Raw genomic sequence first — 26,011 nt, 5'->3', positions numbered from 1 at the left:
TATCGTGTAGCGCCGTGTTCAAGCATGCCGTTCGAGTCTGCATCGGCCATTCTGAACGTAAGCCCGGCCCCAGTCTTTCCTTGCGGAGACTTCCGGGTCTTCGCGACACATTTTCCAGCTGGATTGGCCGACCCACGCACCAGGGGCACATGCTCGTCTGACCCGATTCACGTTCAGTCGACGAGGCGGGCGAAACGTGGCTCGTTAGTCGCCGTTGTGGCTAACAAGGGTCAAACAAACCGCTCACGATTGGAATTTCGGACTTCGGAGAAGCTGATGCCCATTCCGTTGAGGATTTACATCACGCCATTTGCCGACAGGGGGGGCGTTGAGCCCGGGCAATGGAGCAGCGACACGGCCAAGAAGGCGCTCGACGTGGTCAATACGATCTGGTCAAAGGCCAAGATCGCGTTCGTGATCAGCGATTGCTTGATGGAGAAGCCGCTCGACATGGCAAAGAGCGCGCGCAGCAATGATCAGCGATTGCTGGGTGTTCTTGCCTCTCGGCACGATCCGGACAATGCCATCCACATCTACATCGTCAATTCGATTGAAAATCTATCCGCCGGCGGAAGTTCATACCCCAATAGCGAACCCGAGCCGGCAAGCTTCGTCCAGTGGTATGGCAATGACCACGCCAATGGACGCGCCTGGGCTCACGAGCTTGGCCATCTGATGAGCCTCGATCATGTCGAGATCGACTATTCCAATGAGAAGCAGGCGGCGCAACGCGTCAAGAACCTCATGACGAAAGGATTGAGCGCCGGCTCCGACTTGACTGGCCAGCAGATCGATGCAGCCAAGGGCTCAAAGCTGATCAAGCGATTTGGCGGATAAGTCGTCGGCCGACCGCCGAAGTCGCCGTCGTCCTGCAGATCGCGTGTCCGAAGCGGGGGAACGTCCTCCTCGCGTGGCGATCTCCGCCGAATTCAGAAAAACGACTACATTGTGGCAATCGGCGCGGTCATTTCGGCACGGGTCTGGAGCCCGATCTAATCCGCCCATCCAGGCATGGGCCGGACAACGGCGCGCGCTTAATGGGCGCTTAATGCTTTTGCGCAACAGATAGATCACCAGCGCGGAATTAGTCCTAGTTACGAGTGCGAGCCGAGCTCCCGGAGGAGGGGAATCGGATGGGACTGCTTTTTGTCGGAGTGCTGGCGGGAGTCCTGATCGGCTTTGGCTGGTTTGCGCCTTCCCGAGGGTACTTCCTCGGATGCGCGTCACGACCCTGTTTCGCTGTCGCCCAACCCGCGCAGCCAATGCCGACGGCGTTGGCGCAAGAGCCTGCGGCTGTCAGATCGAGTTCCGCAACGCCGGCAAGGCCCGGCAAGACATCATCTCCGAAATCTCCGAAGAAACGCGGATCGACCGACCTTGCCAAAGCGGCGTCCCCGCGGACGAGCATCAGCGTCCCGGCATCCGAACGGCCCGCGGAAATGCCGGACCCTGCTCTGGACAAGGCGAAGGTTGCGATCGCGACGCAGATGAGGGGGCCGGAAACGGTCGAACTCAGCGACGTGAAGCGCGCAATGCGAAAGAACATGTTTGGACGCCCCGTGGATACGATTTGCGGCCGCGTGAAAGGAAGAAGCGCGTCAGGCGGCGAGACTGGCGAGAGGCCGTTCCTGTATCTCGTGAAGGAGGATGAAGCATATGTCGTCGACGGCAAATCAGGGTCGGCGGCGTCAACCGCGTATCGAAACATCTGCAATTGAGGGAATGCGTCGACTGCGCCACGGCGTGGTGCGCGTCGAAATGATTTGAGCGGAAAGAATTTCCACCCAGGCGCCAGGTGACCCCGCAGTGGATTTGGCACTAGCGGCGGCACTGCGCCGCTCTCGTGATGCTGCATTCAGGTTGAATGCAGGAGCAGGGGAGACGCAATACGGAATGGGAATATCGCGGAGGTTCTTTTCATCTCGAGGACATCATGCACGACATAACCAACGCTTCAAAACGGCTCAATGAATCGCTTCACTTGCCGGTTCTGGTGATCATCGAGCCGCTCCTGTTGCCTCGTACATGCATTCTGCACGTCCTCAGGCGGGAGCTGGACGAACTTGAGATCCTTGACATGGCATCGGTCCAAGGCCTGGACTGCACGTCAGCCCGCGATGTTCGTCTGGTGATGCTGAGTATCGCGGACAAGCCCATCGGCGATCCCTCGGTTGAGGATGATCTCGCCTTCGTTGCGGAGTGTTGTCCCAACGCCGCCACTGTGGTCCTGTCAAACCACGAGGACGAGCCGACCGTGCAGGCCGCGATGCAGCGGGGCGTGCGCGGCTTTATTTCCACCTCGCTACCGATCGAGATCGCCATAGCCGGCCTGCGCCTTGTTCTCGTCGGCGGCGCCTACAGGCCGTTGCCTGTGGCCGGGATGAACAGGATACCGGATTTCGAGCCGCCGGATGCGCGCGGGCTCGCGCCCGCATATCTGATGAACGAGGGAGCCAGAGTGGCTATCGACAGGAGCGTGACCGATCTCACGCCTCGTGAGCAACAGGTTCTGGCGGAACTGGAGCTCGGCCTGCCCAACAAGCTGATCGCCGCCAAATTGGGCCTGTCGGAAAGCACGGTCAAAATGCACATTCAGCATATCATGAGGAAATGTGCCGCGCACAATCGCACGGAGGCCGTGCTCCGCTGGCGCGGCCGGTTGCCCGCGCCGAGTCGCGATCACGTCCCCGGCGTGGCTCTCATGCCGGAGACCTAATGCATGATCCGGACCCGGAAGGCGCGATGACGATTCACCCCAATCTCATCGCGCTTCAGTCCTCTCTGAATGCACCACGGAAGCTGTCGAGCAGGGGCCTGAGCGCGTAGAGAGCCACGGTGCCGCGCCCCGTCGTGATGAACACCTGAACCGGCATGCCGGGGACGATCTGGATGTCGTTCGCGACGATCTGTCCGTCGTCGATCCGGATCCTGGTCGCGTAGTATGGCTGGTCGGTACGCTTGTCGAGCAGCCGGTCTGCGGATACGTGCACGACGGTTCCCTTCAGGCGAGGCACGCGACGCTGATTGTACGGTACGAGTTGAACCTCGGCATTGAGGCCGGGATGAACCACATCGATGTCCTCGGGCCTCAGGCGCGCGGTCACGATGAGACGGTCTTGCCGGGGCACCAGGTCCATGAGCGGAGCGCCCGCTCCGATGACGCCGCCGGCCGTATGAACCCGCAGATCGGTTATCACGCCGTCCTCGGGCGCCTTGATCTCCGTTCGCGATAGCTGATCTCTGGCCGCAAGCAACCGCTCGCGGAGTTGGAATATCTGGTTCTGTGCTTCACGAAGCGACTGTGCGATCTCGTTCTGCCTCTCGCTCTCGAGCTTGAACAAGGTGGCCTGCTGTTCGCTGATGACCTGCCCGGCGCGGGCAATCTGCGCGGCGATCTCGCCGCGGCGGCCCTCAACGTCGGCCAGCTCCCGCTGCAGGTTCAGCAGCCGTGGCCGCCGTTCGAGTCCCTTGTTGACGAGGGTCGCGACCATATCCAGTTCCTCCCGAACGATGTCGACCCGTTGCCCGGTGGCGGTTTCCTGAGCCTTGAGACCTTCGATCTCCTTCTCGACTTGACGCCTTCGTTCGCGAATGACCGCAAGCTGCGACTCGTGAACCTGGAGGCGTGCCTGAAAAATGAATTGCTGCGCCGACACCGCGGCGGCCGCCACCTCGCTCTGCCTGCTGTCCTGTTCCAGCGCGTCCGGGATTGCGATCCTCTCGAATCTCTGCTGCTCGGCTTGAAGCCGTGCGGCACGAGCAGCGGCATCCCAGAATTGGCCTTGGAGGCTTTGCATCTCCGAGCCGGCCCGGGTGTCGTCCAGCTCGATCAGCGTTTGGCCGCTGCGCACGATATCGCCATCCGAAACCAGGATCTTCCTGATGATACCGCCTTCCAGATGCTGGATCGTCTTGCGGCTCGATTCCGATTCCACGACGCCGGACGCGATCGCGGCGCTCTCGAGCGGCGCGAGGCTCGCCCATGTCCCAAGCCCCAGCATGAAGCAGAGCACCAGCAGATTGCCCGCGACGGTGATACCGCGAAGCCTTCCACGCGGAGAGGTCGGCGTGGGCGTCGAGCACCATGGAAATTCCAGAGGCTCGAAATCGTCGATTGCGGTCACCACGACGCCAGATCGCCGGGCGGGCAGCGGGCTCGCCGGCGCTCGCATGAGCTGGTCCCAGACCATGGGAAGTCTCGAGACGGCGGGAAGCTTCCAGACGGTGAGAGAGTTCCAGATCATGGCGCTATCTGCGAAGTAACCTGGGGTCGGCTCAGGTGCCGTTCAAAGATGTCCTCGCTGTCGCCGAACGCGGCGACCGCACCGCCCTCCATGATGGCAATCTTGTCCGTGGCGGCGAGGAGACCCATCCTGTGGGTGACGACGACAAGGATGACGCCTGCGAGCTTCATGCGCTCGATGGCATCCAGGAGCATTCGCTCGCCCCCATAGTCGAGGCTGGCGTTGGGTTCGTCGAGAACGACGAGGCGTGGACTGCCGAAAAAGGCGCGGGCGAGACCGAGGCGCTGCCGATACCCGCGCGAGAAGGTTGCTTCGCTCTGAACCACCGTGTCGTACCCCAGCGGCAGGCCCATGATCGCCCCATGGATACCGACGAGCTTGGCCGCTTCGATGACCTTCCGCCGGTCGGCATCTTCAAGGCGTGCGATGATGTCGTTGATCGTGTCGCCGAGCAGGTTGATGTCCTGGGGGAGATATCCGAGGCGGTCGCCGCTTCGGCCCTCGCGAAGCAGCGAGACGTCGGTATTGTCGAGGAGGATACGGCCATGCGTTGGCATCGACAGCCCGGCGATCACCTGGCCGAGCAAGGACTTGCCTGATCCGGACGGACCGATGATGCCAAGGCATTCTCCGGGCATGAGGGTGAACGAGACACCGTTCAGCAGAAGATGGCTGGTCCCCGCAAGCCTCACGCCGACATTGTCGACGACGAGGCCGCTTGGCGCCTGCAGCGGAGAAACCTCCGCGCTCTGCTGCCGGGCGGCGGGGAATGCGGCGAGAAGTGCGCCGAGCCGCTGACAGGCGCTCACGGCCGTCACGAGTGATTTCCAGCCTGCGACCGCACTTTCGACCGGCGCGAGCGCCCGGCTGAACATCAGCGTGGCAGCAAAGATGATGGCCGGACTCTTCCCGTGATCGAGGACAAGCCATGCGGCAGCCCCCATGATCAAGACCTGCGACAGCGCGCGAACCGGCTTGGTGGCCAGCGAGACGATCTCGCCTCGCCGGAGTGCCACATCGTGCTCTCTGCGGGCGTGCTGCGCGTCACGGTGGATCATGCGCGCAGCGCTATCGAACATTCCCATGGCGCGGATCATGTGGATGTTGCTCGCTGCAGTCTGGAGGCGGCCGCAGCTTCTGGACAGCGCGGCGCCGGATCTGAGCAGAACGTCTTCGGTGACCAGCTCTCCGGCAACCGTGAGCGCGAACAGGAAGGCGACGCAACAGGCGCCCACCACGCCGAGCAGGGGATGGATCAGAAAGAGGACAAGGAGGAACAGGGGCGCCCAGAGCGCGTCGAACAGCATCGGACATGCGCCGGACTCGACGAACTGGCGCAGCACGGTGAGATCCCGATACGCGCCCGACGCTTGCGTCCAATCGCTGCGAAGCGCCGATTCGAGGCCGGCCGAAAGTACGCAAGGACGAAGGCGATCGTCGAGCCAGGCGCCAAGGCGTCCCAGGACGGCGCGCCGCAATGCATCGAACACGCCGCCGACGACCACAGTGATCGCGACAATGAGCGTGAGCAGGAGCAAGGTGTCGCCACTCCGGCTCGACAACACCCGGTCGTAGATCTGAAGAAGATAGATGGAGGGCGCAAACAGGAGCAGGTTGTAGCTGCAGCTATACGCGAATACGAGACCGAGCGGTCCCGCGCAGGACCGGAGTGCCGCGTGCAGTGGCGTCCCGATCTGCGGCAGGATAGGCAACCGAATGGGCGGCATCAGCATGATCGTCACCGCCTGAAATCGAGGTCCGGCGCGCTTGACCGATGGCCAACGCAATCCGGCAACGGCATCGGTAGATCATTGGCGTGAAATCCAGGACCGGCGGCCGCGGCCGCCGGTCCTGCCAGTCGGACGAGCGGCTGGTTAGAGCGTATCGAGATGGAAGGTCACTCCGCCACCCCATGCGAAGTTGCCGTCTCCGCCATCGCCGCCGATGCCGGCCACAACTTCCTGGTGCTGGTCCACCATGACCTTGTTGATCTGGGTGGCATCCGTATTGGCGTAGACCTTGGAGGTATCGTAGCCGCTGTAGGATTTTTGGCTTCCATTCGACTCGGCGTCTCCGCCATGGGCCTTCGAAAAATACGAGGCCTTGGCGTTTGCGCCGCCGGCATCCCAATCCGCCGTCTGTTTGACGTGATCGCCGGTGTTCACGTGCACGTCGGCACCTTCCGCCTTGTTGGTCGGATCGTAGTTGACAGTCGGCTTGCTGATGATGGCTCCCTTGAAAGTACCGTCGCCGCCATTTCCGGCACTTTGACCACCGGTGTCGATCGATTTGACTTTGATCGTATCCGAGATGTTGATTGCCTTTGGCATCATTTGAGGCCTCCGTCGGTTTGTTGGCTGTCGTGCAACATCCATCCCGATCAGGCGGACGCGCGCGGCAAGTCTGGTCCGCCCACGCGCGATGGCGATAGATGTCAAATCGGACACCATCCGGTTTGGTGGGCCTACGTACGAAAGTACGACATTTCGTCAGGAGAGGCGCCTCTGCGCGGGCTTTGCATGCGAAGAGTGGCGACGGCGCGTGCCGCGATGCGATCGGCTATGCGAGCGATGCGACGTTTCGTTATGCCACCAGGTGAATATCCGACAAGAGATGCGCGGCATCGCCACCCAGTGCGAGATTGCCGTGGCCGCCGTCCCCGCCAACGCCGGCGATCTGGACCGCACTCTGGTCGATGTGCACGTTGTTGACCTGATCGGCTACGGCCGTCGAATGGGGACCTGCGATTGCGATGTTGATGGGTGCATAGATCGCCACGCTGACGTCGATCAGACTGCCGGCAAAATAGCCGTTGCCGCCATTGCCTGCGCTGTTCGAACCGGTCGCGATCGTATCGGAGCCGCCCCACAGATTATGGGAGAGAAGGCTTGCATGGCCACCCGCTGCGGCGTTGTCGTTGCCGCCGTGCCCGCCAATGCCAGCGATCTGAACCGCGGATTGATCCACGGAGACATCACTTATCTGGACCGCGTAAGTGCTGGAGCCATAGCCCGCGATTGCGATGTTGATCGGGTTGTACATTACAAACGAGGTATGGACGAGTTCACCGTGGAACACGCCGTCACCGCCATTGCCGGCCTGGCTTCCGCCCGTTTGAACGCCAAAGACGCCGCCTCCGTTGCTTGATCCCCAGCTGGGGTCGAGCGTCATGACGCTGCCGCCGGCGGCCAAATTGCCATTTCCGCCACTTCCGCCGACGCCCGCGATCTGAGTGGCCGATTGATCGATATCCACCGTGTTCGATTGACTTGCATGCGCAGTGCCGCCCGAGGCCGCCACCGCAATATTGATCGGATGATAGATCACCACGGGAGCGTCCACGATCGCACCCGAGAAATAGCCGCTGCCGCCGTTTCCGGCGCCGTTGTCACCGCTCGCGATCACGCCGGCGCCTAAGGACGTACTGACGCTGCCTCCCGATGCAATGTTGTCATTGCCGCCATGGCCGCCGACGCCGGCCATCTGAAAAGCGGACTGATCGACATTCAAATTGTTGGACTGGTTGGCCAGGGCGACCGAGCCGTATCCCAAGCTCACCGAGATGTTGATCGGTTGATAGATCAACAGGGACGCGTGAATGATGCTTCCGTAGAAGTAGCCATCTCCGCCGTTTCCGGCCGTGTTGGCTCCGCTCTCGACCGCAGCAATGCCCATACCGGGATGTGATGCGCCGGAAGCGGGCGTGGTGGACGAAGCATCCAGGCCCGCCGCAGCGTGGTTGCCGACGTGGCCGCCCGTGTCGCCCACCGACGTGGGATGTTTGGATTGAATCGGGTCGGAGTCATGATGCTGGGTGTCCGCGCTCGCGGGGTGCGCTCCAGAATCTGCAAATTGACCTGCAAACGGGCGGGGACCATGGACCAGGGCGCCACCGCCAACCGCGTCAGTCAGGAACGGTGCGCTCGGTGCCGGACCCGCTTCGTCGTCACCATCGTACCCATCGTGGCGATGGGAGGCGTGATGCAGCCGGATTCCATCCGACATCCGCGAAAAATCCATCGTAGCCTCCCTCATCGCAATCGCTCCGCGCGATCGGACGGGTTCTGCACTCCGGACAGACTGTCATCCCGGGAAGGTCGAATGCCCAGTCGTCAGTTCGGATATAGCGCTTCGTCTGGCACCCGTAACATCGGCTACATCCGTTCGGGTAAACAGCCTTTGCAACTTTGCGTGGGCCGATGCTTGAAAGTGCGACCTTGAGGGGATGGCGAAAATGGACAATCGAGCTGACGGCCAGATCGCCTGCGGCCAAAATGAATCCACGGCGTTGCCGGATTTAAGTCGCATTGCGACCTAGGTCACGGCCAACGCTCCCGTCCGGGCAGGGGCGCAACACCGGGGTTTTCCATGTCCGGTCATTTGCGAGTTTATTGCGCCGCTTTTACGCTTATTGCAGGTCTCTCGACATCATCCGCGTTTTCGACGCCTCTTTCCGAACTCTTCAATGCCGGTCCCGCCACAGCCCCTGCGCCCGCTTCCGCGGAAGCAGAGTGCTTGACGCGGCCCGGCAAGTCGACCGCCGATGGCCAGCACTGGGTCTATCGGGTGGAAGGCCAGCGCAGATGCTGGTTCCAGATCGCCGAAGGAACTGAGAGGGCGAAGAAGCTGGTTCAGCAACGCGCCACCAAACATCGTGTCGCCGCGGCCGAAGAGAACCAGACCGCGGCGCGCAAGCGGAAGACGGTGGTGGATGCGCGCGCGGAGCTGCCGCGCTCCGCACCTGCGGATACGTCCCGGCCGAGCCCGTCCGTGCCCGCGCAGGTGGTTGATGCCAGTCCCGTCCTCGCCACCGGGATCGCAACCCGCGCGTCGCCGGCCCCCCTTTCCAAACGCGACCGGCTCACGGCCGACGAGATCACGCCGCGCCAGGTCGACGTGGAGGCACTCCTTGCTGCGGCGCCAGCCGCCAGTGACGTGGTTGCCGCCTCGGCGGCGCCGCTCGCCTTTTCCGCCGCAGAGGCGGGCGATGACGGACGGGTTTGGACCTGGCTTGGCATGCTGCTGATGGCTTTGGGGCTTGTCTCCGTCTTGAGCGCGAGTCTAACCATTCGGTGGGCCGCGCTGCTGCCCCAGCTATTATTCGCTTGCCAGCGGCGAGTTGACGCCAGCAGGCAGAATGGGCCTCGAGCTCCCTGGCGGCGCGGCTCCCTGGTTTGGGTCCAACAGGGCTTATGGGGCAATGCCTGGCGTCGCTCAACACCACAGCTTTCAGCACCGATCGCGGTGAGTATCTGGAGGCTTCTCTTGTCGAGGGCGAGTTCTCTCGAGAAATTTCATGCGTTCGCTCAATCGCGAGCCGCCGGGCGCCCTGCCTATTCGGAAACAACCCAATTTCGCAGACCATCGATCGTGCGAAATCCGTCGGCGGCGTAGCAGCGGATCGATGGATGGAAGCCTTGCGTCATCTCGGCAAGCGCGTGTCCTGGACCGAGGTCCAGGACTTGATCGACCCCGAGCTCTACGAGAGCCTCCAGCGTCGCCGCCCAGTCGATCGGGCGCGCGATCTGGCATGCGAGCTTTGCTGTCGCATCGGTCACGGAGAAGATGCGCTCGCCGCCATCCCCTGCGAGGAGGGTTCGTTGGTCTGCGACAGGAGCGCGTCTGCTGGTCGCAAGCGCTTGCTGCAAGGGCGTGCAGGCCGGTTCGAGACGCGTCGTATGCGAGGCGATTTTGACGGCGAGAAGACCGGCGCGGGCGGCGCCCTGTGTCGTCGCCTCCTGACAGAGGGCGATGACATCGCACTCCGCGCCTCCAACCACGACAAGAAGGCCGGGATTCCTGATTGCGATCTCGCAGCGGTGCGTCTCGAGCAGGTGTTCGAGCGTGGCTCGTTCGAGCCCGCGGACATAGCCGAGCCGCCCATCCGGCCCCGCCACGCCGTCCATCAATCGGGCGCGGATATCGGTCAGTCGCAACGCTTCGGCGGCGGTCCATATTCCCGCAACGCTCCAGGCCGCCATCTCGCCGACGCTGTAGCCCGTGACAGCGGTGCCCTCAGTCAGCAAGTCCGCGATACAGGCGTGGATCGCGAGCGCCGATGTGACGGTTAGGATCTGGCTGGCATGGTTGGCGGACAGCTCGTCCGCGCGACGCGTCCTGATGAACTTCCGCGGATCTTCGCCGAGACAAGCGGTCGCAGCGGCGAAGACCGATTCCGCAGCAGGCCGATCGGCGACAAGATCGAAGATATTGTCCGACAGGGTGCCTTGTCCGCCGCAGAGCAGTGCAAGCATCAGGGGGCCAGCCGATCGACGAAGAGAGCGTCCACAAACAGAGCCATGGCGAGCAGATCTGCCGATCCGCCCGGACTGAGATTGCGCGCGACGAACGCCTGGTGAATGCCGTCGGCGTGCTTGCGCCAGCCTGGGCAACCGATTCCGCCTGCGGCAAGGAATGCGGATGCGCTAGCCTGCGCGAAGCGCAATCCGTCAACTCCGCCCCTGTGCAACAGATTGGTGTCGGCAACATCTGCGATCAGCGCCATGCAGGTCTGAACCCGGACCGCCTCCTCATCCCGAGGCGCGAGCGTCCGCGCCGCATGCAGCGCGGGAAGGGCGATGTCATAGACGGAGGGGAAGCCACAAGCCGCTTCCGCCCTGGCGCCGCCGGCGCCGTAGCGACGTGACGCCACGGCGCCGTGGCTACGCAGGGATATCGGGCCTGCGTAGATGGCGTCGCCCCAACGTTGCGACACCAATTCGCCGAGCGGCTTGCGAATGCCGAGAGCGCCGCGATACCCGGCCGCGGCGCAGAGCAGACCCAGTCCGAAGATCGCGCCGCGATGCGTGTTCACACCTGAGGTCGCCGCCAACATCGCGCGCTCCGCCGCAACCCCGATCGCGCGCAACCGGTCCATGCCGGCGCCCTCGGCGCCCGCGGCTGCGAGGTCGTGGAAGAACGGAGCCAGCGTGTCGGCACTTCGGCACAGGAGCCCGGCGTCCATATCGCGATGCGCGCCGTTGTCGACGTGGCTGACGAGCCCCGGCTTCGGATAGGTCTCGACTTCGAGCTTCAGGCACAGTGATGCGAGATGACCGAGCTGCTCCGCGCGGAGCGCGCGTTGCGGCGGCGCTTGCCATCTCAGCGCGACATTCATGACGCGCCACCCGCGAGAAACGCCGCACGCATGGTGACATGAACGCCGGCCGCGCCCTTGACGAGGACTTCGTCCTCGTCAGCGCCGGTCAGCTCGCGCCATTGCACGCCGCCGGCGTGATAGACGATCTCGCCGTCGAGCCGCATCGGCGCCGTCTCTGCGATCCGCGCGATGTCGGACGGCAGGGTGTTCGCGTGCCTCGCCGACGACAGCGGCCAGAGCAGGTCGAGGTCCGATCCATCGGACAGATAGGGCAGGCCGGTGAGATGCTGCCAGGCCAGACTGCCGAATGTGCGTGTCTCCGGCAGAAGGCGGACGAGCAGGTCGATGGTCTGGCGCCACGACGCCGGCGCCGATGTTGCCGCATCCGCCAGCAATGGCGGCGGAGCATGCGTGATGAGTTCGCCGGGGGCGAGCGCGACGGCGATACGCCGCTTGCCGTGGCTCGGCGGCAGCGGCAGGCCAAGCGGAATCATGCCTGCGAGATCGTTGCAGGCCGGCCTGCGAACCACGAGCGGGCGGCCGGCGCGCGCCCAGCCCTCGATGATCGGCTCGCTGGCAAGCGCGGGATTTCGGCTCATCGCGGCCGCCCATCCGGTGGCCGAGGCCGTCACCATCGTATGGCGCTGGAGGGCTTCAGCCATGTGGCGCCCCCTGATGCGCGGCTGCCGCGAGCGTGACAACCCGATCGGCGATCTCGGCCGCCTTCCGCCGGCCGCCACGCTCGGCGCCGAGCCGGGCGCGATCGTCCTGTCCCTGCGGCCGTTGCAGCACGGCGGCAAGCTGCGGCGCCAAAGGTGTATTTTCATCCCAGACTGCGTGAATGCCGCCGGTCTGCACCATGTTGTCGAGGCCGGGCGCGAACACCGGCGTCGCTTCCGCCTTGGCCTTCAGCACATCGATCGGCAGCTTGGTGACCCGCGCCATCGACGGCAGATCCATCACGGCGGGATGCGCACCGGGCAGCGCCACCAGCGTAGCCGTGGCGAGCGCGGTGGCGATGAACGCGCCCGCCGCGCTACCGCCATAGAGCAGTCCGACGGTGCGATGTCCTTCGGCTTCGGCCAGCAGCAGGGTCTTGGCGAGATGCGACAGATACTCGCTGAGGCCGAGCAACTCGTCGCGCTTGCTCATGCGCTGGCTGGCGGAATCCACCAGGACCAGGATCGGCGCGCGATCGCCGGATTTGACGATCTCGATCACGCGCCCTGCGAGCACGATCGCCTCGTCGACGCCGAGCGGCTGACCCTGCGTGATGCCGAGCACGTGGACGCGACCTCCATCGGGCAGGATCGCCTGTCCCGCGATCATCGCGCCCGTGGTTGCGATCTTGCTGCCGTTCGGAAAGAGACTGGCCAGGATGTCATCGAGCGTCATCGGCGTTCTCCCTGTTGTCTGCCGCGCGAAGAAATGCGGCTGTGGGAAGCGCGGGAATCTCCGTCGGCTGGTCGATGCTAAGCGTCTGCCATATCTCGATGGCGTCGTCGGCCTCGCCGAAACGCTGCAATCGCCGCTCGAGGCGCGTCTGCTCGGCTTCGAGCACCGCCACGTCGCATCGCCTGTTGGCTTTGAGCGCGTCGACCGCCGCCTGACGAAACGCCTGCGCCTCGTCGTCGACGAACGCATCAGCGCCGCCGATGAGGTAGCGATGCTTGCCACCCATCGTGCGCCACACCAGCGCGCGATCGCGCGAGTCGAATTCCTCGATACCCTTGTTGGTCTCGATCACTTCGGGGCCGCTGACGCTGATCCGCCCCTGTTCGGATACGATCAGGTGCGAACAGGTGCCGGCGATCAGGCTGCCGCCGCCATAACAGCCGGCACGGCCGCCGATCAGGCCGACGACGTGGATGCCGGCGCGCCGTGCCTCGATGATCGCGCGCATGATCTCGGCGATGGCGAGCTCGCCCGCATTGGCTTCCTGAAGCCGCACGCCGCCGGTGTCGAACAGGATCAGTACGTCTTGATGAAGCGCACGCGCGGCGCGCAAGAGGCCCGTGAGCTTGGCGCCATGGACCTCGCCGAAGGCACCGCCCATGAAGCGTCCCTCCTGCGCCGCGACGAGCACGGGCGCGCCGTCCAGGCGGCCGCGCCCGACGACGATGCCGTCGTCGAACTGTTCCGGCAGGTCGAAGATTGCCAGATGCGGGCTCATCTCGCGCAGCTCGGGGCCGATGAATTCCTGGAAGCTGCCGGCGTCGACGAGCGCGTCGATGCGCTGGCGGGCGCTGGCCTCGTACCAGCTCAGCGAAACATTGTCGGCTGTGGCCGCTGTCATTGTTCGGGCTCCTCGATCTTGCGGACGCCTTGCGCAAGGCGCAGCGCGACTGTGTCGGGCCTCGCGCCGCCGTCATTGATGGAAATGCGTAAGCCTCCGGCAGAGCGGCGGGCGACGAAGTCGCGGACCACAGCGTCCCAGACCGTGCCGAAGCCATGGGCTGCGGTTGCGATGTCGATCGTGCACATGTCGGCCGGCGAGACGCGTTCCAGCAGGACCTCGAGATTGCCGGAGGCGACGACGCCGACGATCGCCTGGGGGCGGGTGCCGCCGGCGCATCTCGGGGCAGTCAGTCTGAAGCTGAGCTTTTCCATGCAAAACTCCTCACCAATTGCGGAAGCGGCTGGGCGGGCGGTAGAGACCGCCGGAGGCCAGCATGAGGTCCTTGATCGAGCGGGCCGCCAGCAGGCGCCGGTCGGCGTCGAGCGGATCGATGCCGAGATCCTCGGGGCGCCGGATCACGCCGCGCTGCCTGAGCTGTTCGACCAGCTTCGCATCACGCGCGCGTCCGATGTCGGTGTAGCCGGCAACGCCGCGGATCGCCTGCTCGCGCTCGTCCTTGCTACGGCACATCAAGAGGTTGGCGATGCCTTCCTCGGTGACGATGTGGGTGACGTCGTCCGAGTAGACCATGACCGGCGCGAGATCGAGCTTGAGCTCGCGTGCCAGGTCGAGCGCATCGAGCCGCTCGACGAACAGCGGCGCATTGCGCTGACCGAAGGTCTCGCCGATCTGCACCACCAGCTTGCGGCCGCGGCGCAGCGCCGCGTTGGAGTCGGGATCGGCTTCGGCGCCGGCCTTGAGCCAGGGTTCGCTCGGGTGGCGCCGGCCGCGCGGATCGGAGCCCATATTGGGCGCGCCGCCGAAGCCGGCGATGCGGCTGGTCGTCACCGTCGAGCTGTGGCCCTCGAGGTCGATCTGGAGCGTCGATCCGATGAACATGTCGCAGGCATAGAGGCCCGCTGTCTGGCAGAAGGCGCGGTTCGATCGCAGCGAGCCGTCGGGCCCGGTGAAGAAGACGTCGGAACGCGCCGCGACGTAATCCTCCATGCCGACTTCCGAGCCGAAACAGTGGATCTGGTCGACCCAGCCGGATTCGATCGCCGGAATGATCGTGGGATGCGGGTTGAGCGCGAAATGGGTGCAGATCTTGCCCTTGAGGCCGAGCCTCTCGCCATAAGTCGGCAACAGCAGCTCGATCGCGGCGGTGTTGAAGCCGATGCCATGGTTGAGCCGGCGCACGCCGTAGGGCGCGTAGATGCCCTTGATCGCGAGCATTGCGGTCAGGATCTGGGTCTCGGTGATCGCGGCCGGGTCGCGGGTGAAGAGCGGCTCGACATAGAACGGTCTGCCGGCCTCGACCACGAAATGCACGAGGTCGCCGGGAATATCGACGCGCGGCACCTTGTCGACGATTTCGGTGACCTGCGCCACGACGAGACCGTTCTTGTAGCTCGTCGCCTCGACCACCGTCGGCGTGTCTTCGGTGTTCGGCCCCGTATAGAGATTGCCGTCCTTGTCGGCGCTCACCGCCGCGATGAGTGCGACGTTCGGCGTGAGATCGATGAAATACCGGGCGAACAGCTCGAGGTATGTGTGCACGGCCCCGAGCTCGATCTTGCGGCCGAACAGCATGCGCGCGATGCGGGCCGATTGCGGGCCCGAATAGGAGAAGTCGAGGCGCCGCGCGATTCCCTTGTCGAAGATGTCGAGGTGTGCGGGCAGGACCACCCCCGACTGCACCATGTGCAGGTCATGGACATCCTGGGGGTCGAGGTTCGCGAGCGCCGAGGCGAGGATGTCGGCCTGCTTCTGATTATCGCCCTCCAGGCACACCCGGTCCCCTGACCGGATCACCGCCTTCAGAAATGCCGGCAGGTTCGCGATGGGCACCATCTTGCCCTTCGCGTGCTGGCCGCCGGCCGCCAGGCGCTCCGCCAGGGCGGCCTTTTGCATACCCCAATCGCTCATTTCGGCTCCTTGGCATGCGGGGTTGGCTTTCGATTGGCCTAATGTATGCGTATTGCCTCCTTTTGTCAATTAGTGTATGCACAAATCCATAAGCGATGGATACTCGCATACACAGGAGGGAATTTACGATGAGAATGCATGCAGGTAGTCCAAGTCCTGGGGATCGTGCCTTGCTCGCCGAGGGGAGGCGCCCGTGACCATTTCCGGCGTAGCGCTGCTCGCGATCTGCACCCTCTTAGGGGGCCTGTTGGGGGACCTGCTCGGCGTCGCCCTCGGTGTGAAGGCCAATGTTGGCGGCGTGGGCATCGCCATGATGTTCTTGATCGCGGCCCGGCTCTGGCTGGTGCGGCACGGCATACTCAGCCACGGGCTCAAGACCGGCGTCGAGTTCTGGGGCAGCTTCTACATTCCGATCGTGGTCGCCATGGCCGCGCAGCAGAATGTGGTCGCCGCGGCAAAAGGCGGTCCGATTGTCGTCATTGCGGGGATCGGCGCGGTCGCGGTGTGTTTCGCGATGGTGGCCCTGATCGGCCGGTTCAGCGGTCGTGTCGAGACCATGGACGAGATCGAGGCGCGAGAGGCCGAGGCGCTCGCTGCACCTGTGCCCCACTTCAAGTCCGGGAGGATCGGATGATCATGATGTCTCACATTCTCGCCGCCAATGCGCTGATCACTGCGTTCGCGGTCGTCGGAATCCTGATGTGGATCTCCGGAGCGATCTCGAAATATCTCACCTTCGGGCGCATTCACGCCTCGGCGATCGCGATCATGCTGGGCCTTGCGCTAGCCTTTTGGGGAGGCATCTCCACCGGCGGCGAGAAGGGCGTGGCCGACCTGCCGGCCCTGGCCGGGATCGGCCTGATGGGTGGAGCGATGCTGCGCGATTTCGCCATCGTCGCCACCGCCTTCGAGGTCGATGTCGTCCATGCGCGCAAGGCCGGGGTGATCGGTGCGGTCGCACTCGGACTGGGAACGGTGGTGCCGTTCATTCTCGGCGTGTTCGTCGCCGCGGCGTTTGGCTACACTGACGCGGAATCGCTGACGACGATCGGCGCCGGTGCGGTCACCTACATCGTGGGCCCGGTCACGGGTGCGGCGATCGGCGCATCCTCACCGGTTATTGCGCTCTCGATCGCGACCGGTGTATTCAAGGCAGTGATCGTCATGATCGGCACGCCCTTTGTGGCAAAGATGATCGGCCTGAACAATCCGCGTAGCGCGATGGTGTTTGGCGGCTTGATGGGAACGGTCAGCGGCGTGTCTGGAGGGTTGGCGGCGACGGACCGGCGTCTGGTGCCCTATGGTGCGCTGACGGCGACATTCCACACCGGGCTCGGATGCCTGGTCGCGCCCTCGATCCTTTACTTCGCGGTGCGCGCGATCACGGGAGGCTGAATGGCAGAAATATTGAAGGTCGCAGTCGACGCGGAGGACTATGGCGGGCTGCTCTCCGATCGCATCCGGAATGCGCTCACGGACGAGATTGCCTCAGGTGCGCTCGTCGCCGGTTCGGCCCTGGAAGAGCAGCAGCTTGCCGATCGTTTTGGAGCTTCCCGCACGCCGGTGCGGGAGGCGCTTCGCCAGCTCGTGGTCAGCGGCCTCGTCGAGGTGCGCGGCCGCCGCGGCCTCGTCGTTGCGCGGATGACGCCGGAGCGCATCATGGACATGTTCGAGACCAGCGCCGAGGTGGAAGCCATGTGCGTCAGGCTCGCGACCTACCGCATGACCCCGCTCGAGCGGAGCCATCTGATCGAACTCCATGACGCCTCGTTGAAGATGGTCGAGGCCAACGATGTCGATGCCTATGACACGTTCAACCGCGAATTCCACGAATGCATCTATCGCGCAACGCACAACTCGTTTCTCGCCGAGCAGGCGCAGGACGTGCGTTCGCGGCTCAGCGCCTTCCGCCGCACCCAATTGCGGCAGGGCGATCGCATTCGCAAGTCCCGCGACGAGCATGACGCCATCATGCAGGCGATCGCGGAAGGTGACGGAGAGACTGCCGCGCGCCGAATGCGTGCGCACATGCTGAATGCCGCGTCCGCACTCAGGCGCTACATCGATGATCGCCTCGGCTGAGTAGCCCGATCGCACGATCGGGCCGATAGCATGACCGCATCCGGCGGCCGCAGGCATGGACCATTGGTAAGGTCGCGTGCCCATTCTGCCTGATCGAGGCGCGCCGCGCTCGCATCGCGCCGAGCGGCTTGAGCGCGGCGTCAAATATTTCTACATCCACTCAGATCCGTTCCTGCGTGCCGGTTTGACAGGTATCAGGAAGCTGTTAGGCCAATAGTCCGAAGCAAAACATACGCAACGAACCGTACTCCTGCGGCTTGGGCCGGCGCCTGGCTTGAGACGCTGGTCCTTGTCCCTAGGCATAGGGACAGACACGGCCCTGCGATCCGCCTAGGGTCGCTCGCCTGGTTGCTCGTAACCCCGGGACAGGGCTTGAACATCGGACGATCTCCTCCGGGTCCTTGATGCTGCCCCGCGGGGTCCGATGCAACCGGCCGAAGCACTGGGGCGGACAGGGAGGAGCTGCATGACGATCGGTTTCACGCGCGTTTGTCTTGTTGTGGCCTGCGTACTTTATGGATACGCGGCGCATGCGGAAATTAAAGTCGGAATTGTGATTTCGGCCACCGGCCCGGGATCTGCGTTGGGGCAACCCCAGCTCAAGACTGTCGCAGCTCTGCCAAAAGAGATCGGCGGAGAGAAGGTGACCTACATCATCTTGGACGACGAGTCTGACTCCACCAAAGGGATCCAGAACGCGCGCCGGCTCGTGATCCAGGACAAGGTCGACGTGCTGGTCGGGTCTTCTCTGACGCCGGTGACCATGCCGATGCTCGACGTCGCGCTGGAGTCGAAGACGCCGTTGCTATCGCTTGCGGCCGCCACCGCCATCGTTCAGCCGCTGGACGACAAACGGGCCTGGGCCTTCAAGGTCGTCCCCAACGATGACCTGATGGCGAGCGCTATTCTCAAATACATCGCGAAATCCGGCGCGAAGACGCTTGGCTTTATCGGTGTTTCGGATGGGTATGGCGAAGGTTACTATAAAGAGGTGAGCCGCCTTGCGCCAACCTTGGGCCTGACGGTGACGACGCATGAAGTCTACGCGCGTGCGGACACCAGCGTCACCGGCCAGGCGTTGAAGGTGATGTCGACGAATCCTGACGCCGTCTTCATTGCTTCCGCAGGCACCCCGGCGGTCCTGCCGCAACAGGCGCTCCGTGAGCGCGGATACACCGGAAAGATCTTTCAGACGCATGGCGTAGCCAGCGAGGAGTTCATCAAGCTCGGAGGCGCGACCGTCGAAGGCGCTATTTTTGCCGGCGAGGCCTTTACCATTGCGGCCGATCTTCCGGCGGGAGATCCGTTCCGTCACGCGACGGAGCAGTTCGTGACCGCCTATGAGGCGGTGAACGGTCAGAAACCCAATATGTTCGCGGCTCACCTCTGGGATGTCGTCGCACTGATCGGGAAAGCTGCTCCGAACGCGCTGAAGACGACGAAGCCGGGCACGCCCGAGTTTCGTGCAGCTCTGCGGGACGAACTCGAGCGCGGGGAGAACATCTATCTCAACAACGGGCTGTCGAACATGAGCAAGACCGACCACAACGGCTATGATGAACGCTCAGCCTTTTTGATCAAGGTCGAGGGTGGGAAGTTCCGCTTGGCGAAATAGCAGCGCGCCATCCTCGGGAAGACGCGATGTTGAAGCCGAGCTTCTCATCGATGATCTCGACTCCTCAGCCTGGAGGGCAGGGCGTCACGCCGTCAGCGCGCCACGAGAGGGACATAGTGTTCGAGTTCGGGATCGGGGAAGTGGATGGTCCGGCCAAGTTCCGCGGAGCGATAGAGCCCCATAAGCATTTCCATGACGCCGACCCCGTCATCGAAGGTTTCTGCCGGACTCATGCCTCGCCTGAATGCCTCCACCATATGGCGGTTCTCGTCGGTGTAGCCGTAGATGCCGGCTTCGTCCTCGACAACCGGCATCAGACCTTGCTCGGAATTCTGCTTCTCGACGAGGTCTTCGCCCTCTGATCCGCTGATCGCGCGGGAGAGGAAGACCTTGAGGCCAGTCGAGAGCGAGGAGAACTCCATCGAATATTCGGGACCAAGCAATTCAAGCTGGATGCGCAAGCCCGCGCCGACATACGCCCATGAGGTTGTCGCCTCGATCATCAATTGATGCCCGTCGGTATCTTCCATCGTAAGCATCCCGCGCGCAAAATCTTCGACCGGACGTTTGGTGAAATCGACACCCATTCGCCTCTTGAGGTCGGCAGCGTAGTGGGGGCGCGTCCATTTGAGATTGGCCGTCGTGGCGCTGGCACTGACCAGCCGTAGGGAGTCGCGCTTTGCGCCGGGCGCGGTCAGCATGAAGCGTGCGACCTCGACCGAATGGCACATCATGTCGGAGAGCACGCCCCCTCCCTGTTTGTCGCCTTGCCAGAACCACGGCTCGTGCGGTCCTGAATGCTCCTCGGCGGCACGCGCGAGATAGGGGCGTCCACTTCCGGGTACGGCTCGCCGCCAGATGATGTCCTTGCCGCGCATCACCGCGGTCGAGAAAAGCTGGTTCTCCAGATAACCGTGAAGCAGGCCTGCATCTTGGACGAGCCTGCGCATTTCCCGTGCTTCGGCAAGCGTGCGGGCGAGTGGCTTTTCGCAAGCAATGGCGCGCAGGGGAGCCCCGGCCTTGGTCACGCGGTGGATCTCGCGCATGATGTCGAGGCGGCTGTCGTTCGGCGTCAGCAGCCAAAGCGCATCGACCTCGCCGGACATTGCCATCGCCTCGATGCTGTCAAACACATGCGCCGGCCCAAGGCCAAGATTGCGCGCCTTGTCGGCAATGCGTGTCCGCCGCTCGGCGGAACGGCTGTAGACGCCGCCGACGCTGACGTTGCGCACGCCGAGCATGGACTGCAGATGGAACGCGGCGATGAAGCCGCTGCCGACAAGGCCGATGCGCAGCATTGGAAGTTCCGTGAGCTTCTGCATGTCAGAGACCTCCTTCAATGAAAATGTGGTGGTTCAGACCGACGTGGGCGTTCTGCGTTGCCTGCCCGGGATCGCGGCCAGCAGTGCCTGCGTGTAGGGATGCTCCGGCCGTTCCAGCAGATCTACCGTCGGCCTGATCTCGACGATTTCTCCGAGGCGCATCACTGCGATCCGATCGCAGACCTGGGCCGCGACGTTGAGATCGTGGGTGATGAACAGCACCGCCAGCCGCAGCCGCACCTTCAATGTCTCGAGCAAGGTGAGCACCTGCGCCTGGACAGAGACGTCGAGCGCTGACACCGGTTCGTCGGCCACGAGCACCTCCGGGTCGAGCGCCAGCGCGCGCGCAATTCCGATCCGCTGGCGTTGCCCTCCGGAGAATTCATGCGGAAAGCGTCGCGCGGCGCTCGGGTCGAGACCCACGAGCGCCAGCAGTTCCCCGGCACGCGCGAAGGCCTGCGCCGGCGGGACGCCGTGCGCGATCGGTCCGTCGGCGATAATTCGCCCGACGCGGCGACGCGGATTGAGCGAGGCGAAGGGATCCTGGAACACCATTTGGACGTGCTTGCGGGCGGCCCGCAGGCCGGCACCGCGAGCCTCGGAGAAATCCAGCTCGCCGATACGGACCACGCCCGCATCGGCGTCGGTGAGACGCATCACCAGCCGACCGATCGTGCTCTTGCCCGAGCCGGACTCTCCGACGAGGCCGAGCGTCTCGCCGCGCCGGATTTCGAAGGTCACATTCTTTACGGCTGCGACCTCGGTCTGCGAGTTGAACCAGTCGCTGCCACGATAGATCTTCGCAAGTCCAGTCGCGGCGCAGGCGATCGGTTCGTCCTCGACCCGGACCCGAACCGGCGGGGTCCCGCCGGGCACCGCGGCGAGCAGCCGGCGCGTATAGGGATGCTGCGGGCGTTCGAGCACGTCCTCCACGGACCCCTGTTCGACGACGCGACCCTTCTCCATGACCGCGACGCGGTCCGCGATGTCGGCGACGACGCCGAAATCATGGGTGATGAACAGCACCGCCATGCCGCGCCGCTGCTGAATGTCCCGGATCAATCGAAGGATCTGCGCCTGTGTCGTGACGTCGAGTGCCGTCGTTGGTTCGTCCGCGACCAGGATCGATGGTTCGAGCGCAAGGGCCATTGCGATCATGGCACGCTGACGCTGGCCACCCGACAATTGATGCGGGTAGCTGCGGATGATCCGCTCGAGGTCGCGCATGCCGACCTCTTCGAGGAGGGCGCGCAAGTGGGTTTGCCGCTCAGTCGGCGTGAATTGTCCGTGCGCCTCGAACGCTTCCATGATCTGGTCGCCGATCCTGATCACAGGATTGAGCGCTGTCATCGGTTCCTGGAAGATCATCGCGATGCGTCGCCCGCGCAGCGTCCGCCATTCTGCTGCGGGGAGGTTCAGCAGATCGCGCCCCTCAAAGTGTATGGCCCCTGCAACCGGGCGAATGGCCCTGGGCAGCAGGCCCATGACAGCTGAGGCGCAGACCGATTTACCGGAGCCGGATTCACCGACGACGCAGAGAATTTGTCGCGGATGCAGAGCAAGCGAAACATCCTCGACGGCAGAGGCGCGATCCCCGCCGGCGGGCAGCGCCAGCGTCAGCCGTTCGATCGACAGGATCGCCTCTGTTGTCTCGCTCATGCTGCCCGATCCGACATCACGTCATTCTCATCCTGGTCACGCCGCCAGTGCAATGCCGTCCTTGCGATGGTCCGACGCGCCGAGAAAGACGCCCCTGGAAAGATCGACGTGCACGGCCTGACAACCTCCGAGCGGTTCGTCCGCCCAGATCACGCGATGACCGCGCGCAATCAATTCGTCGGCGACGGAGCCGGGAATCGTGGGTTCGAGGCTCAGCGTGCCATCAAACGCAAAGCTGCGCGGCGTATCCGAGGACTGCTGAATGTCGAGCCCACGATCGAGCACGCCGCTCAGGATCTGCATATGTCCCGCCGCCTGGTATTGTCCACCCATCACGCCAAAGGCCATGATCGGCTTGCCATGCTTCGCCAGCAGACCCGGAATGATGGTGTGAAAGGGACGTTTTCGCGGCGCAATCGCATTGGGATGTCCTTCGAGAAGGGAGAATCCCGAACCCCGGTTCTGTAATAGCACGCCAGCGCGCGGAGCGTAGATGCCGCTGCCGAACGCGAAGAAAAGCGAATTGATGAAAGATACCATGTTGCCGTCGCGGTCGGCGACCGCAACGTAAGCCGTGTCACGATGAACAGGCATGTCAAAATCTGCTGATGCGCCGGCACGCTTCCGGTCGATGGAGGAGCGCAATGCCGCGACTGACGCCTCCGAGAGCAGCGAGTCGACATCGAGCGGACGGAATTCCGGATCGGCGACCAGCGCGTCGCGCTGCCGGTAGGCCGCCTTGGTTGCCTCGGCAAGGAGGTGAATGCGATCCGCCTCGCCGAGCGCCGGATTGGCCATGTCGAAGCCGGCAAGGATGCGGGCGATCAGCAGCGCCGCGACGCCCTGTCCGTTAGGCGGACATTGCAGGATTTGATGATCGCGGTAGTCGGCGCTGATCGGCTCGACGTACTCCGATCGGGCACTTGCGAGATCTTCAAGCTGCATCATTCCGCCCAGCGCCTTCAATGTCGCGACGATTTCTTCGGCGACGGCACCTTCGTAAAACGCGGCGCGCCCCTCGCGTGCGATCCGGCGCAGCGTCGCGCCGAGTGCGGGATGATTGAGCTTGCTACCGACGGCGGGCGCAGCGCCACCGGGCAGATAGACCGGTACGCCAGTCCGATGTCGTTCGATGCGATCGGCGTAGCGTGCCCAATCCAGCGCGGCGCGGGGCGTCACCACAAAGCCGGTCTCGGCCGCGCGGATCGCCGGCGCCAGAACCTCGTCCAGGCCTTTTGAACCATAGTCGCCAGAGAGGCGGCACCAGGCATCGACCGCACCCGGAACTGTGACTGCATGGGGTGAATCGTCCGGGATCGACGCCAGCCCGCGTTGCCGAAACCAGCCGAGTTCGGCCTTCGCCGGCGCTCGGCTCGAGCCGTTGACAGCGACGGGCTTGCCGGAGGCGGGAGCATAGATCGCAAAACAGTCGCCGCCGATGCCGGTCATATGCGGATCAATGACACCCTGGAGGGCGATCGCGGCAATGGCGGCATCGACCGCATTGCCGCCACTGCGCAGGATCTCGACCGCAGCGAGCGTGACGGCCGGATGAGAGGTCGCGGCCATGCCCCGGTCGCCCACCGCCAGCGAGCGCCCCGGCACCATGAAATCGCGCTGTCCCCAGCTCATGCCCTTCTCCGATTGTTGTTGTGGGGCCGCGTGGCGAGGGCTGCGGCAGCCGGTTCATCGCAAAGGATATCGACGTTGCCGTGCAGGCGGAGTGCCGAGGCAGGACAAGCTGCTGTGATCGGACCCTCGATCGCGGCTGCGAGTGCGGCTGCTTTCTCCGGCCCCTTGGCGATCAGGAGGATGCTCCGAGCCTCCAGGATTGTTGCTATGCCCATTGTGATCGCACGTTCGGGAACCGACGCCGGATCGGGAAAATTGATGGCATTCGCGATGCGGGTTGCTTCATCGAGTCTGACCTCGCGGGTACGTGAAGCGAAATCCGAACCTGGCTCATTGAAGCCGATATGGCCGTTGGCGCCGATGCCGAGGAGCAGGAGGTCGATGCCCCCGGCAGCCGCAATCTGCGCCTCATAGCGCGCGGCCTCGGCGGCGACGTCGTCGGCCGTGCCATCGGGGATCTTTGCCCGACCGGCTTCCATATCCACATGCCCGAACAAATGCTGCTGCATGTAGGCATGGAAGCTTCCGGCCGATTGGGGGGCGACGCCCACATATTCATCGAGGTTGAAACTCGACACCGTTCGGAATGAGATGAGGCCGGCGCGGGTCGCGGCGACAAGGCGGGCATAGAGCGGCGCCATTGTCGCTCCGGTCGCAAGACCGAGGGTAACCGGCCGTCGATCGTGCAGCCGCGCGATGACAAGCGCGGCTGCTCGTTCCGCGACGGCGGCGGCATTGCCGACAATCTCGATTCTCGGCGCCTGCTCTCTCATGCCGCGACATCTGCTGCCGTGAAAGGAAGAGCCAGTGGGCCCGCATCCTTGCCGATGCCAAACAGCGAGCGATGCACGAGGTCGATCGCGCTGCCGATCGCGCCGATCAGCGTGGCGCGATTGCCGAGCGCGCTGAGCTCGATACGAACAGGCTCGCGCATGCAGCGTGCCAGATGTTCATCGATCCGGACCTTCAACTCGGGCCGCGCGCCGATGCTGCCGCCCATGATGATGATTTCCGAATCGAGGATGCTGTGCACCGCCAGGATCGCGGTCGTGAGGATCCGGCCGATCTCGTCGATCGTCACTCGCGCCGCCTCCTCGACCGCGAGCCGATCGAAGACATCGCGCACGGTACTGCCGGGCGCGCCGCCGAGCGCGATATAGCGTTCGACAATGCCGGCGCTGCCGATCGCGGTTTCCAGGGTGCCGAACCGAAGACCGCGCGCATCGTAGGGATCGCCCCCAAGCGGCAGGTAGGCTATCTCGCCGGCCGCCCCGCGTGCGCCGCGCACGAGATAGCCGTTCGAAAAGATGCCCATGCCAATGCCGGTGCCGACTGCGATGAAGGCGAAACTGCGCGCCTTGCGGCTATTGCCGCGCCAATGCTCCCCGATTGCGGCGAGATTGACGTCATTTTCGATGGCGACGTCGATTCCGAGCCGTTCGCGCAGCGCGGCCCTCACGTCCAGGCTATCCAGTCCGGGGATATTGGGCGCGATGGCGATGCTGCCCGACGCTGGGTCGACCATCCCCGGACTTCCCATCACGCCGCCGCGCAAGCGTTGCGCCGATACGGACGCACGCTGAAGCAGGGCATCCTTCATGCGATCGATCTGTGCGACCACGGCAGCGCCGCCGTCGCCGGATGTCGGTTCGATGCTCTCGGCGACGATCTCACCGTGCAGATCGGCAAGTGCGACGTGCAGTTTCGTGCCTCCAAGGTCGATACCCAACACGAAGGCGGCGTCCGGCCGGAGCGCATAGGTGACGGCGCTTCTCCCCACACTGCCCTGAATCTGACCGTCCTCATGGACCCAGCCGTCGCGCTCGAGATCACGCATCACTTCGGAGATGGTCTGCTTGGACAGGCCCGTGCTGCGGGCGATTTCGGCGCGCGATACCGAGCGATCGCGCAGCAGGCGCTCAACCACAAGGCGCACGGATTGCTGTCGCGCAACGGGCGATGAGGGGGCGTCTGGCATGGGCCTCAATCCAATTAGTCAATATGCCGAACTAATACGTCGTCTGATCTGCCGTCAAGGGGCGTGGTGCAAGGATTTTTCGCCTTCAAAAGCGATGTATTGTAATTTAGTTC

At 64.0% G+C, this 26,011-nt stretch carries 23 protein-coding genes; 7 read left to right on the top strand and 16 right to left on the bottom strand.

Annotation, left to right across the window (positions count from 1 at the left end):
- The first annotated feature begins 24 nt into the window (after window positions 1-24).
- Complete coding sequence (locus AB7245_RS33085) at window positions 25-837, top strand: hypothetical protein (RefSeq protein WP_439035405.1); 813 nt, start codon at window positions 25-27, stop codon at window positions 835-837.
- 1,096 nt (window positions 838-1,933) lie between these two features.
- The gene (locus AB7245_RS33080) at window positions 1,934-2,716 is read left to right on the top strand and encodes a helix-turn-helix transcriptional regulator (protein ID WP_063986186.1); all 783 of its coding nucleotides are present in this window, start codon (window positions 1,934-1,936) and stop codon (window positions 2,714-2,716) included.
- A gap of 55 nt (window positions 2,717-2,771) precedes the next feature.
- Here the strand turns inward: AB7245_RS33080 and AB7245_RS33075 are convergent, their stop codons facing one another.
- The 4 genes from AB7245_RS33075 to AB7245_RS33060 all read right to left on the bottom strand — a co-directional run bounded on the left by AB7245_RS33075 (window position 2,772) and on the right by AB7245_RS33060 (window position 8,264).
- Window positions 2,772-4,244 carry an HlyD family type I secretion periplasmic adaptor subunit gene (locus tag AB7245_RS33075; RefSeq protein ID WP_063981831.1) on the bottom strand — a complete coding sequence of 491 codons (1,473 nt, stop codon included), beginning with the start codon at window positions 4,242-4,244 and terminating at the stop codon, window positions 2,772-2,774.
- The gene (locus AB7245_RS33070; protein ID WP_063986187.1) at window positions 4,241-5,977 is read right to left on the bottom strand and encodes a type I secretion system permease/ATPase; all 1,737 of its coding nucleotides are present in this window, start codon (window positions 5,975-5,977) and stop codon (window positions 4,241-4,243) included. The genes AB7245_RS33075 and AB7245_RS33070 overlap by 4 nt, the downstream gene beginning before the upstream one ends.
- A gap of 141 nt (window positions 5,978-6,118) precedes the next feature.
- Window positions 6,119-6,577 carry a hypothetical protein gene (locus AB7245_RS33065; RefSeq protein ID WP_028150787.1) on the bottom strand — a complete coding sequence of 153 codons (459 nt, stop codon included), beginning with the start codon at window positions 6,575-6,577 and terminating at the stop codon, window positions 6,119-6,121.
- Window positions 6,578-6,827: 250 nt separating this feature from the next.
- Window positions 6,828-8,264, bottom strand: a complete 1,437-nt coding sequence (locus AB7245_RS33060) for a hypothetical protein (RefSeq protein ID WP_439035404.1) — start codon at window positions 8,262-8,264, stop codon at window positions 6,828-6,830.
- A 348-nt stretch (window positions 8,265-8,612) separates the two neighbouring features.
- Between AB7245_RS33060 and AB7245_RS33055 the strand changes: the two genes are divergently transcribed.
- The gene (locus tag AB7245_RS33055) at window positions 8,613-9,638 is read left to right on the top strand and encodes a hypothetical protein (RefSeq protein ID WP_231142821.1); all 1,026 of its coding nucleotides are present in this window, start codon (window positions 8,613-8,615) and stop codon (window positions 9,636-9,638) included.
- On the opposite strand, the gene AB7245_RS33050 is transcribed toward AB7245_RS33055, so the two are convergent.
- From AB7245_RS33050 to mdcA, 7 genes are read right to left on the bottom strand one after another with little or no spacing between them, the layout of a single operon-like run.
- Window positions 9,578-10,498: an acyltransferase domain-containing protein gene (locus AB7245_RS33050; RefSeq protein WP_084795019.1), complete on the bottom strand. Its 921-nt coding sequence runs from the start codon at window positions 10,496-10,498 to the stop codon at window positions 9,578-9,580. The genes AB7245_RS33055 and AB7245_RS33050 overlap by 61 nt on opposite strands.
- Entirely contained in the window at window positions 10,498-11,361 is an 864-nt protein-coding gene (gene mdcB / locus AB7245_RS33045) for a triphosphoribosyl-dephospho-CoA synthase MdcB (protein ID WP_063981834.1), read from the bottom strand. Before mdcB ends, AB7245_RS33050 begins: the two co-directional genes overlap by 1 nt.
- Window positions 11,358-12,005, bottom strand: coding sequence for a malonate decarboxylase holo-[acyl-carrier-protein] synthase (gene mdcG, locus AB7245_RS33040; RefSeq protein WP_231142819.1), 648 nt, complete (start codon window positions 12,003-12,005; stop codon window positions 11,358-11,360). Before mdcG ends, mdcB begins: the two co-directional genes overlap by 4 nt.
- Window positions 11,998-12,738 (bottom strand): biotin-independent malonate decarboxylase subunit gamma, encoded by a 741-nt coding sequence (gene mdcE / locus AB7245_RS33035; RefSeq protein ID WP_063981836.1) that lies wholly within the window; start codon window positions 12,736-12,738, stop codon window positions 11,998-12,000. Before mdcE ends, mdcG begins: the two co-directional genes overlap by 8 nt.
- Window positions 12,725-13,639 carry a biotin-independent malonate decarboxylase subunit beta gene (locus tag AB7245_RS33030; protein WP_063981837.1) on the bottom strand — a complete coding sequence of 305 codons (915 nt, stop codon included), beginning with the start codon at window positions 13,637-13,639 and terminating at the stop codon, window positions 12,725-12,727. Before AB7245_RS33030 ends, mdcE begins: the two co-directional genes overlap by 14 nt.
- The gene (gene mdcC, locus AB7245_RS33025; RefSeq protein ID WP_063981838.1) at window positions 13,636-13,953 is read right to left on the bottom strand and encodes a malonate decarboxylase acyl carrier protein; all 318 of its coding nucleotides are present in this window, start codon (window positions 13,951-13,953) and stop codon (window positions 13,636-13,638) included. Before mdcC ends, AB7245_RS33030 begins: the two co-directional genes overlap by 4 nt.
- A 10-nt stretch (window positions 13,954-13,963) precedes the next feature.
- A complete protein-coding gene (mdcA, locus tag AB7245_RS33020; protein ID WP_231142817.1) occupies window positions 13,964-15,610 on the bottom strand; it encodes a malonate decarboxylase subunit alpha in 1,647 nt (548 codons plus the stop codon).
- 193 nt (window positions 15,611-15,803) lie between these two features.
- On the opposite strand from mdcA, the gene madL reads away from it, so the two are divergent.
- From madL to AB7245_RS33000, 4 genes are all read left to right on the top strand, one after another.
- Window positions 15,804-16,244: a malonate transporter subunit MadL gene (gene madL, locus AB7245_RS33015; protein ID WP_028149209.1), complete on the top strand. Its 441-nt coding sequence runs from the start codon at window positions 15,804-15,806 to the stop codon at window positions 16,242-16,244.
- Window positions 16,241-17,005, top strand: a complete 765-nt coding sequence (gene madM / locus AB7245_RS33010) for a malonate transporter subunit MadM (RefSeq protein ID WP_063981840.1) — start codon at window positions 16,241-16,243, stop codon at window positions 17,003-17,005. Before madL ends, madM begins: the two co-directional genes overlap by 4 nt.
- A complete protein-coding gene (locus tag AB7245_RS33005) occupies window positions 17,006-17,692 on the top strand; it encodes a GntR family transcriptional regulator (protein ID WP_063981841.1) in 687 nt (228 codons plus the stop codon).
- A gap of 466 nt (window positions 17,693-18,158) precedes the next feature.
- On the top strand, window positions 18,159-19,307 hold the full coding sequence (locus AB7245_RS33000) for an ABC transporter substrate-binding protein (protein WP_063981842.1): 1,149 nt from the start codon (window positions 18,159-18,161) through the stop codon (window positions 19,305-19,307).
- Between the two features lie 92 nt (window positions 19,308-19,399).
- Here AB7245_RS33000 and AB7245_RS32995 read toward each other — a convergent pair whose 3' ends face one another.
- The 5 genes from AB7245_RS32995 to AB7245_RS32975 are packed head-to-tail and all read right to left on the bottom strand — an operon-like array spanning window position 19,400 to window position 25,847.
- Window positions 19,400-20,629 carry a Gfo/Idh/MocA family protein gene (locus AB7245_RS32995; protein WP_063981843.1) on the bottom strand — a complete coding sequence of 410 codons (1,230 nt, stop codon included), beginning with the start codon at window positions 20,627-20,629 and terminating at the stop codon, window positions 19,400-19,402.
- Between the two features lie 33 nt (window positions 20,630-20,662).
- Complete coding sequence (locus AB7245_RS32990; protein WP_354102841.1) at window positions 20,663-22,288, bottom strand: ABC transporter ATP-binding protein; 1,626 nt, start codon at window positions 22,286-22,288, stop codon at window positions 20,663-20,665.
- Window positions 22,289-22,324: 36 nt separating this feature from the next.
- Window positions 22,325-23,920, bottom strand: a complete 1,596-nt coding sequence (gene ggt / locus AB7245_RS32985) for a gamma-glutamyltransferase (RefSeq protein WP_354102842.1) — start codon at window positions 23,918-23,920, stop codon at window positions 22,325-22,327.
- Entirely contained in the window at window positions 23,917-24,693 is a 777-nt protein-coding gene (nagB, locus tag AB7245_RS32980; RefSeq protein ID WP_063981845.1) for a glucosamine-6-phosphate deaminase, read from the bottom strand. The genes ggt and nagB overlap by 4 nt, the downstream gene beginning before the upstream one ends.
- Entirely contained in the window at window positions 24,690-25,847 is a 1,158-nt protein-coding gene (locus AB7245_RS32975; RefSeq protein WP_354126309.1) for an ROK family protein, read from the bottom strand. The genes nagB and AB7245_RS32975 overlap by 4 nt, the downstream gene beginning before the upstream one ends.
- Window positions 25,848-26,011: the final 164 nt, after the last annotated feature.

Origin of the sequence: Bradyrhizobium sp. 604_D8_N2_3 (genome assembly GCF_051810765.1) — a bacterium.
Classification (GTDB): Bacteria; Pseudomonadota; Alphaproteobacteria; order Rhizobiales; family Xanthobacteraceae; genus Bradyrhizobium; species Bradyrhizobium barranii.
This window is presented reverse-complemented; position numbering and strand designations above follow the sequence as displayed.